We start from the raw sequence: 9,229 nt of genomic DNA on the forward strand, positions 1-9,229 counted from the left end.
GGATGCAGAACTACAGATCAGGCCCTGAAGCGCGCTCACAGGACGCGACGCAGCGGTTCGGCAACCAATGCTACAGCCATGAGGCCGAGCACCATGATGCCGACGAGCCAGGGGACCTGTGCGGACCGCAGCAGCAGGTTCACAAAGGGAGCGAGCGGAAACTGGCTCGCGGCCACGGCCGATCCCGTCGCAGCTCCCGTGACCAGGATCCAGTCGGAACGCGAACCCGCCTGACGGGGTGCCGGTGGCAATGCCCGCATCACGCGCAGAGTGAAGCCGTCATCGTCAATATGAGGCTCCGCCGCGCCTGCCAGCGCACGTTCCAGCCAGTCTTCATTCATTGCTGAACCCCCCCTGCCAGTCGCTGAGGATTTCCTGCAGCTTCTGGCGGCCTCTCAGTACATGTGTTTTGACGGTCCCCACGGGCATTGCCATGATGTCCGCGATTTCCGGGTGTGAAAACCCGCGCTGAAGCGAAAAGTGTACCGCATCACGCTGCGCCTGGCTGAGCTGGCGCATCGCCGCATCGAAATGATCCATGAACTCGCGCGCCTCATGGTCTTCGCCTGCGCTCGGATGCTGATCGCCGATCTCCTCGGTCGCGGGCTCGTTGCGGCGCAGCTCGTCGAGAAAGCAGCGATAGGCGATGCGATAGATCCAGCTGCGAAAGCTGCTGTCGCGCCTGAAGCTGGCGATCGAACGATACGCCCTGATGAAGGTTTCCTGGGCAAGGTCATCGGCCAGCGCGATATTGCCACGCGTGAACCGGCGCAGCGAATTGCGGACGTCCGACTGGTGACGCGCGACCAGCATCGCAAAGGCATGACGACCGTCATGCCCCGCCGCACGCGCGACCAGCTCCTCATCGCTCGATTCCACCGGCCGGCAGTTCCGGAGTCAGGCTACCGCGGAGCTGCCGACGTTCGGCTTCTCGATCTTCCATACCACGATCTGCGCGATACCGATGCACAGGGGTATCAGGCCGATGCTCGCCACATCGATGCCCGACACCAGGTAGAGCCAGACACAGACGGCCACCCCGATCGCGATATTCACCGTGCCACGCGCCAGTGCGCTCTTGCCGTTCTTGCCCTTGTCGAGCGCGTCGAGCAGTTCCACCGGTACATCGCGTCCCTGTTCGATGATCTTGTCGATGGTCTGGTGTACCAGCTGGCGCTTGCGACGGTTGTTGAAACTGATGATCGTCACGATCAGCACCGGCCCGCCGAACAACAGCACGATCGCGAGCACTGCGGGAATGATCTCGGAATCGAATCCGGATTCCGCCTTGTGCACGACGGTGCGCCCTTGCTTGAGCCCCTCGATGTCCCTGATCGCCGCACGCAACTCGCTCATATCCTCGTCATCGAGCTCGCTGCGGATGCTTTCCGGAAGGCGCCCGAGTGCCGCTTCGAGTTTGCCGATCACGCGCTCCACTTCCCTGTCCGCCGGGCTCGATTCCTCATCATCGGCGTCCACGGTAATCGTGATGCCACGAGCTTTGGACGCCGCACCGGCATCATCCTCGTCGCCGCCGAATTGCAGACGGAAGGAAGCGCTCTTGGCGGATTCGGCATCGGTGCTCGCCGGCGCCGATGCCGACGGCAGTTCCGGCACCACTGCCTCCTCGCTTGCCTCCTGCGCCCATCCCGGCAGGATCACCCATGACAGCAGCAGCCCGGCAGCAATCCGGCGCAACGAGTTGTTCATCGTCTTGTCTCCTGTGTAAACGAAATTCATCCGCGATCCGGACCTCTGTCGCACTCCGCAATGCGCCGCAAGCGGCGCTCGAACACCATCCGCTCGGCGGCCAGCCACAACACTACAGCTACCCATTGCAGCGCGATCAGCGCGAGCGGCAGGCCCTCGGCGCCCCGCGCCATCGCGAGCGCCATGTCGCCCAAGATCCGCGATACGTCCGATCCAGGTGCCGGAGATCAGCGTCTGGAACAGCAGCCGGAACGCATCCGGATCGAGATCGCGCAGCGCACCGGCAATCCTCGCTCAGCGAGCGCACGCCAGGCGGAACCGTCGATCGCGCCGAGAAAGGCGGTCTGCGTCAATTGAAATCCCAGCAACAACAGATATTTTTCCACGTCTGCCATCCATCAATTCACCTGCTTGCTGATATAGACGTGAACGCCGGCACGATGGATTCACCCGCCGCGAAAAATAATGCTCCGGAACGCCGGGTCATCCGGACTCTCGGGGCAGCAGTTGCAGCTTGTTGTGATCATTGCGCTCGAACACATCGTGCTCGCTCGGCTCCTCGAGCCGGTACAGGTCGGCACGGGCGCGGTTGTTGTCGCCCCCCAGCAGGTATACGAGGCCGCGCCGCAAGCAGAAGGAGTGTCCGAAGGCCTGACGTAAGCCGCGTATTGCCGGCTTTGGCCTCAGTCGAGCGCCAGTGCCGCGAACACCTCGGCGCGCAGCTCGCGCGACTCGTTGACCAGATGATGGCCCGCCCCGTCCACCATGCGAATGTCGGCGCGCGGGAACTTTTGCCTGATCATCGGCAGGTTCCATCTCCAGTCGACCGTGTCATCAGCCGTTCCCTGCACCACCAGTGGCGCGTAGCCGGTCGCGGCATGACCGACGAACTCGCCGGATCCACTGGCGCATCGCGCTGACCCAGCGGATCGACAGGATACGACTTTGCAACGGATCGACCCGTACGAAATCCAGGAATTCGTCGTCACTGGAATTGCGCACGAAACTGCGCCCGAGATTGTTGCGCACCCGATGCAACAGGGTGTGCAGCAATTTCACCCGGTGCCACCTCGCGGGACGCACCAATGGCGCCAGCAGCATCATGCGCTCGAACGGGCATGCGGCCGGTGAACGGCATTTGCGGAACGCCCAGCTCATCAGGATTGCGCCGCCCGTGCTCTGGCCGATCGCCCAGAGCGGTCGCGGCAACTCCGCGCCATGCAACTCGAGCATGGCCTCCAGCACGTCGGTGTAATCCTCGAAGCTGTGGATGCTGGCCTGCGGCCCCGATGACAGGCCGTGACCGGGCAGATCCCATATCAGCACATTGCGCCCGCTGTTCAGGCAATGTTCGATCAGGTGACCATAGAGGCCCGCGTGATCGAATAGCCGTGCAGCAAAATGCGGGTTCCGCGCGCCTTCGGCAGCTGGTAGTAATGACAGGCGATGCGGAAGCCCGCTGCCTCGGTGAGCCCGAAATGGTGATTCACCCGCAATCCGGTTCGCAAAATCGATACCGTAAAACGCGAAATAATCGTGTTCCGCGGCACTCGCCACGCTGAGGCCGCTGAACGCGAGCGTCCGCAGCCCGGCGCGCGTCACTTGCGGATCGAAAATCCGCGGACCATGACGGCTGCCGCCGGAGGGGCGCTGGCCATCGCTCGCTCAGCTCACTTTCTGCGTCAGCGCGCCACTGGCGTAACGCCGATACATTTCCTCGAGCGACACGCCCTTGATCGCATCGGCCTGCCCCGCGGCACCGAAAGCCTCGTAGCGCTCGCGGCAGATCGCCTTCATGGCCTTGATCGTTTCCTGGAGATACTTGCGCGGATCGAACTCGGACTTGTTGCGAGCCATGAAACGCCTGATCGCTCCGGTCGAGGCAAGTCGCAGATCGGTATCGATGTTGATCTTGCGCACCCCGTGGCGAATGCCTTCCTGTATTTCCGCGAGCGGCACACCATAGGTTTCGGGTATCTCTCCGCCGAACTCGTTGATCACCGCCAGCCAGTCCTGCGGCACCGAGGACGAGCCGTGCATCACCAGGTGGGTATCGGGAATGCGCGCGTGGATGTCGCGTATGCGCCCGATCGCCAGGACGTCGCCGGTCGGCTTGCGCGAGAACTTGTAGGCGCCGTGACTGGTGCCGATCGCAATGGCCAGGGCATCGACACCGGTATCGCGCACGAAGCGCGCCGCCTCGTCGGGATCGGTCAGCATCTGCTCGTGGCTCAGCTGGCCTTGCGCACCGATGCCGTCTTCTTCCCCGGCAAGGCCTGTTTCCAGCGAGCCCAGGCAACCGATCTCGCCCTCCACCGACACACCGCAGGCATGCGCCATCTCGACCACCTGCCGCGTCACGCGCACGTTGTAATCGTAATCGGTGGGGGCCATCCATCATCACCGAGCTGAAACCGAGCTGGATGGAGCGCTGGCACACTGCCGCAGACACGCCGTGATCCTGGTGCATCACGACCGGAATGTGCGGAAACTCCTCGATCGCCGCGAGCATGAGGTGCCTGAGAAAATTGGAACCGGCATATTTGCGCGCGCCCGCCGAGGCCTGCACGATCACCGGACTGGCGGTCTCGTCCGCGGCCTCCATGATCGCGCGCATCTGCTCGAGGTTGTTGACATTGAAAGCCGGCACCCCGTACCCGAACTCGGCGGCGTGGTCGAGCAACTGTCTCATGCTGATCAATGACATCGCGAATCCTCGGCGTGTGGCGGTCCTGGCAGCCATGATTGCGTCCTCGAAACAGGGCTCTCCATGGCGTTCGGTCAGCGCGCGAGTCTAATGCAGCCGCCCGTCTCTGTCATCGCCACTGTTTTGCTGGCGGCGGCATTGCGTCTACAATGCCGCCGAGCCCCTATTCCGAGGAAACCCCATGAGAATCGTTACCGTTATGCTCGCCGTGGCAGTGTTGCTGAGCGGCTGCATGCTGCTGGCCAGACCAAGGAAGACAAGCGGCGCAATGTGGAGGAGAACATGCGCAAGGAAGTGCTGACGGATCTTTACAAGAAATACCCCGGGGCCGCCAACGAGATCAAGAGCGCGACCGGTTATGCGGTATTTTTCGAGCTGGAACGCGGCCGTGATTTTTGCCTCGGTCGGCGGGGCTTGCGGCGTGGTGGTGGATAACGTGAGTGGCGCCCATACCTACATGGGGATGGGTGCACTGGGTAGTGGTCTCGGCGCCGGCGTCAGGACTACCGCGCGGTCCACGTCTTCTCAAGCGCCATATCATGGGAGCGCTTCATCGAACAGGGTCTCAATATCGGCGGCAACGCCGACGCCGCGACAAAGCCAATACCCAGGGTGCGGCAGTGGGCGAGAGAACTGGTACTGGATGGAATCAAGATCTACCAGATGACCGAGTCGGGTCTCACCTTGCAGGCGATGATCCAGGCACCAAATTCTGGAAAGACGCCGACCTGAACTGATAGTCAGCGGAAAAGCGGAAAAGGGGACGACGGAAAGGGAAAAGGGACAGATTTATTTTCCTTGGAAAGGGGACAGATTTATTTTCCTTTGAAAAAATAAATCTGTCCCCTTTTTCCCTGAGATCATCCCTTTTCCACTGGATTATTTTCCTTTGAAAATAAATCTGTCCCCTTTTTCCTAGTTGTTTTTCCTTTGAAAGAATAATCTGCTCCCCTTTCCCCGATTTAACTCCTTTCCCTCTGTCCCCTTTTCCGGTCCCCCTTTTTCCCCTTTTCCCTACCCAGACTCCGCTGAACACCTGGGCAGACATCTTGCGCGCCAGGTCGGCCAGACAGTCGGCAGCTTCTTCTGCCTCCTTCTTGGCCTCGGCATCCGGCAAGCCACGTGCGGCGGCGGAATCCGGGAACAAGCGATAAGCCTGGTTGAGCACAAATTCCGCTCATCTGCGGCGCGATCGCCTGGGCAACGGACCCCGGCCAGCCCGGGCCTGTCGCAACCCGCTTCCGGCTTATCGATGATTACCTTCATCACCAAGGTCGGCTGCCTGCTTTCCGGGTGACAGCGTCGAGGAACACATCGTAGAGCTTCGTGGGCGCGATCATCGGCGTTCGCACCGGGGGCATGTTGATGGTCATGAAGCGTACGTTGCGGTCGGCGAACTCCGCCGCCGCGCACCAGGAAAATGCGTCCAGCGCGGCTTTTGATGCCACATACGCCGAGAAGCGTGGCGGGCTGGCGAGCACTCCGATCGAGGAAATATTGATGATGTGACCGCTGCTGCGCTCCAGCATGCGCGGCGCGAAGCCCATGATCAGGCGCAACGCGCCGAAATAGTTGAACTGCATGGTACGTTCGCTAATCATGAAAGCGTCGAAGGAGTGTTGCACCGGGCGCCGGATGGAACGCCCCGGCGTTGTTGATCAGGATATCCACCTGACCGTGATTCTCCAGCACCGTGTCGACCAACCGGTCGCGGTCGGCCAGGTCGGCGATATCACGGGCGTACGCATGGCCTTCGCCACCGAATTGGCGGATATCGGCGATGGTTTCCTCCGGAGCCTCCCGGGGGTGCGCGCGGCAAATATCACGATGGCTCCGGCCTCGGCGAACTTGAGCGCCCAATCCCTGCCGATTCCGGAACTGGCCCCGGTCACCACCACGACCTTGCCCTTGATCGCCGCACCAAGCCGGCGCGGGCTGCAAGGCGCCCGGCAGCACTTTCCACCGCGCGCACCCAAACCGGGACTCTGTCCCGTCGCTTCGCGCCGGCCCCGTCCATGTTGGCTGACCAGTATTCCCAGAGCACATCCGCATGGTCCTCAAGCGGGGGCACTCGATGCCGGCCTTGTCCACCCAGGCCGCGGGTTTTACTAGAGTCAGAAGCGGGTCGGGTAAGCCAACGAATTTCATCGACTCGGCCGGAATGCCGTATTGCCCGAGCACCGCGCCGAGCGCTCGTAGCGGCCCCACGCTCACCAGGCGATCGATCGGTACTTGTCCCAGCAACTTGTCGGGCGCGCCGCTGCGCAACACACTGAGCGGACCGTGCGCGGCTTTCAACGGCACGCGAATCGGGTCCCCTACCGAAATGCCATCGTCGTCCGGTCAGGGAAAAAGTCTCGTCGTCATGCCCCCCTGAGGTGCATCAGGTAATCGCTGGCTCGACCACGTCGTCCACCGGGACGATATTGGGATGCCCGCCCTGCACCCCCGATCGCGCGCAACCAGCCCGGCAGCGTATGGCTGATACCGCGTATGGCCGGAAGAAATAAAGAGGGCCGTCGATCTTGTCCATCTCGCCGGTGGAGGAGTCGCCGACCACGATGCCCGGACGGTAGATCCGCCAGCGCGGCCCTTTTTCGCGGCGCACCAGCCCTTCGGATCGTGCCCGGTACGGTAATAGGGATGATCCAGGCCGGTCGCTTCCTGCCGGACATGTCCTCGGTAACGTCGCCCCTGCTGAGACCCGCCGCGGCAATCCAAGCTGACATGGTGAAAGCAACGCGCCGCGAAACTCCTGGCACAGGACACACGTGACCGGGTAACCGCCCACGTTGGCTTCGATCTGCGATTCGGCGTCGCCTTCAGATCGTAGATCGCGGCAAGATGCACGAAATAATCGATCTTGCCCTTCAGGGCGGCGATCTGCGCCCGTTTCAGCCCGAGGCGCGGGCGGGCGAGGTCAACACTGATGGCTACCGGCTGCGATTCGCCGACACCCCACAGCGCGCAGTTGCTCGATCTTGCCGGGCGATTGCTCGCGTCAGCACATAGACCTGCCGCCACGGTCCAGCGGTTTCCGGAATCAGGAAACGGCCGGTGAAACCGGTGCCGCCGGTGACGAAATAATTGCCATGTCGTTCTCCGCTAAGTCGGGCTTGCACGCGCAATGATCGCCGCACAGTCGACACTCGTAAGCAATTCGCCGTAAACCAGACCACAGGCTGTTCCGAGGCGCGCCGCGCAGAACGCATCCGCAACAATGGCATTTCCGGATTCGAGCAGCAACGCCGCCTGCAACGCGAGCGCCGTGCGCCCGACCAGTGTGCGGGCGCGGTACTCACGCTGTTCGCTCCTCTCTCGAGATCATGCCGCAAGATCGTTCACAAAAGCCGCGAGGCTGCATCGAGCCGCGCCCCGCATCGAGTTCACGGCCCAAACACTCCAGCGCCCGAGGCTCGCGCGCGACGTCACACAACATCGTCGACGCACTGCACGTTGCCACTGCCCTCCCAGGTGGAGTTGACCGGCGCCTCGCCCGATGGGGGCGCGGCAGGATCGGCTCATCGACATAACCCGCACCGGCAAGACACTCAGCCGCCTATTTGGTATGCGCCGGCGCGCGCCTGCAAACCAGATTTTGCCACGACCGTCGCGATGCGCGCAAAGAGCCGCGCCCGCTCGTCGGTTGCAGCCTCGTCGAGGCGCCGGGCGATGCGCGGCGCGAGTACCAACGCGGCTTCGCTTTCGAGCGCGAGATCGGCGAGCACGTTCTGCATCAGCGCGTGCAGCACCAGCGGACGGCCCGACACCGCGCGCCCGGCACAGTGGGTCAGCGCCTGCGCCAGTGCCTGGCGCATCAGGGGATCACCGGACCGACGATGCAATCGAAACGCGTCATCATCACCATCTCGATGATGGTGGGCACGCCGCGCCGTCGCCGCCGATCATCCAGGCATGCGCATCGCAGTTCGATCTCGCTGGAGGCATTGGAGCGGTTGCCGAGCTTGTTTTTCAGGCGCTGGACATGGATGCCGTTCAAGCCATCAGGGGATGCCAGCGCGGCATCAGGAAGCTACGACAGCCCCACGCCGCTCTGCGCCAGCACCAGGAAAACCATCGCACGTGAGCGCCGAAACAGAACCACCCCTGACCGTTCAGCGCATATCCGCCCAAGAATGGCTGCCCCCAGCGCCCGCGCCATCGTGGTGATCCGGGCCTGCATCCGTGCCACCTGGCCTTCTCGGTCCGGGCCATGCCGAGCGTAACGCCCTGTTTCTCGTACCAAGGCCGGTTTGGAGCCGTCGTAGACGCGTCATCAGAGCGCGGCTGAACCAGTCGGCGGCAATATCCGGCTGCCAAACGCAGCGCCGGCGCCGACACTTGAAAGGTCGTAATCAGCGGACATCCCCTGCCGGAATCGGCCTGGTTGTGCAGGTATTCTGACGCCGCGCGCGCCACGTGCGCCCGGCCGCGGCTGCGCCCACGGCAGGCTCGGCAGCCCGGCTTCGATCGCGCCTTTCATCAGAACGATGGTAGGCCGGGTGAAACTCGATCAGGCTCACACGCCGCCCATGGCGATCGTGCGAAGGTGGTACTGCGGCAGGTAGCGCTCGGCGAGGAACCCGGCCTCGAACAGCTCACCTCCGGCCAGTGCTGTAGGCCGCGATGACAGGTGCTCGCCCACCCGCCGCAACCCGCGCACCACCGCCTCGCGCAGCCTGGTTTGGCCGCTCGACCAGGCATCGAAGGGCTCCAGCGCAGGCTGGTTGAATACCTCATGGGTTTCGCCCGCGGACGGGGCGGCGTTGTCCTTTCATGGCTTGCTCTCCTGTTGCGCACCCGCAACCGCAC

General features: G+C 63.0%; 6 protein-coding genes and 4 pseudogenes. 1 reads left to right on the forward strand and 9 read right to left on the reverse strand.

From position 1 onward, the window contains the following. Nucleotides 1-35: 35 nt before the first annotated feature. From IPF49_00095 to IPF49_00125, 7 genes and pseudogenes are all read right to left on the reverse strand, one after another. Nucleotides 36-341, reverse strand: coding sequence for a hypothetical protein (locus tag IPF49_00095; GenBank protein MBK6286049.1), 306 nt, complete (start codon nt 339-341; stop codon nt 36-38). Beyond that, nucleotides 334-879: a sigma-70 family RNA polymerase sigma factor gene (locus IPF49_00100; GenBank protein ID MBK6286050.1), complete on the reverse strand. Its 546-nt coding sequence runs from the start codon at nt 877-879 to the stop codon at nt 334-336. The genes IPF49_00095 and IPF49_00100 overlap by 8 nt, the downstream gene beginning before the upstream one ends. 18 nt (nt 880-897) lie before the next feature. After that, the gene (locus IPF49_00105) at nt 898-1,740 is read right to left on the reverse strand and encodes a hypothetical protein (GenBank protein MBK6286051.1); all 843 of its coding nucleotides are present in this window, start codon (nt 1,738-1,740) and stop codon (nt 898-900) included. Then, nucleotides 1,737-1,895 (reverse strand): hypothetical protein, encoded by a 159-nt coding sequence (locus IPF49_00110; protein MBK6286052.1) that lies wholly within the window; start codon nt 1,893-1,895, stop codon nt 1,737-1,739. The genes IPF49_00105 and IPF49_00110 overlap by 4 nt, the downstream gene beginning before the upstream one ends. A gap of 298 nt (nt 1,896-2,193) precedes the next feature. Further along, nucleotides 2,194-2,340 carry a hypothetical protein gene (locus IPF49_00115; GenBank protein ID MBK6286053.1) on the reverse strand — a complete coding sequence of 49 codons (147 nt, stop codon included), beginning with the start codon at nt 2,338-2,340 and terminating at the stop codon, nt 2,194-2,196. Nucleotides 2,341-2,544: 204 nt separating this feature from the next. After that, the gene (locus IPF49_00120; GenBank protein ID MBK6286054.1) at nt 2,545-3,312 is read right to left on the reverse strand and encodes an alpha/beta fold hydrolase; all 768 of its coding nucleotides are present in this window, start codon (nt 3,310-3,312) and stop codon (nt 2,545-2,547) included. A 63-nt stretch (nt 3,313-3,375) separates the two neighbouring features. Next, nucleotides 3,376-4,417 (reverse strand): annotated as a pseudogene (locus IPF49_00125) (fructose-bisphosphate aldolase class II). Nucleotides 4,418-4,598: 181 nt separating this feature from the next. On the opposite strand from IPF49_00125, the pseudogene IPF49_00130 reads away from it, so the two are divergent. Next, nucleotides 4,599-5,154, forward strand: a pseudogene (locus IPF49_00130) (hypothetical protein). 281 nt (nt 5,155-5,435) lie between these two features. Here IPF49_00130 and IPF49_00135 read toward each other — a convergent pair. Further along, nucleotides 5,436-7,629, reverse strand: a pseudogene (locus IPF49_00135) (SDR family oxidoreductase). Then, nucleotides 7,523-9,134, reverse strand: a pseudogene (locus IPF49_00140) (DNA alkylation response protein). Before IPF49_00140 ends, IPF49_00135 begins: the two co-directional pseudogenes overlap by 107 nt. Nucleotides 9,135-9,229: the final 95 nt, after the last annotated feature.

It is taken from the genome of Gammaproteobacteria bacterium (assembly GCA_016705365.1).
GTDB lineage: Bacteria > Pseudomonadota > Gammaproteobacteria > Pseudomonadales > UBA5518 > UBA5518.

Excerpts from the sequence above, each read along its gene's own strand:
- IPF49_00095 (MBK6286049.1), bottom strand. The coding sequence starts at position 341 with ATGAATGAAGACTGGCTGGAACGTGCGCTGGCAGGCGCGGCGGAGCCT.
- IPF49_00105 (MBK6286051.1), bottom strand. The coding sequence starts at position 1,740 with ATGAATTTCGTTTACACAGGAGACAAGACGATGAACAACTCGTTGCGC.
- IPF49_00110 (MBK6286052.1), bottom strand. The coding sequence starts at position 1,895 with ATGGCGCTCGCGATGGCGCGGGGCGCCGAGGGCCTGCCGCTCGCGCTG.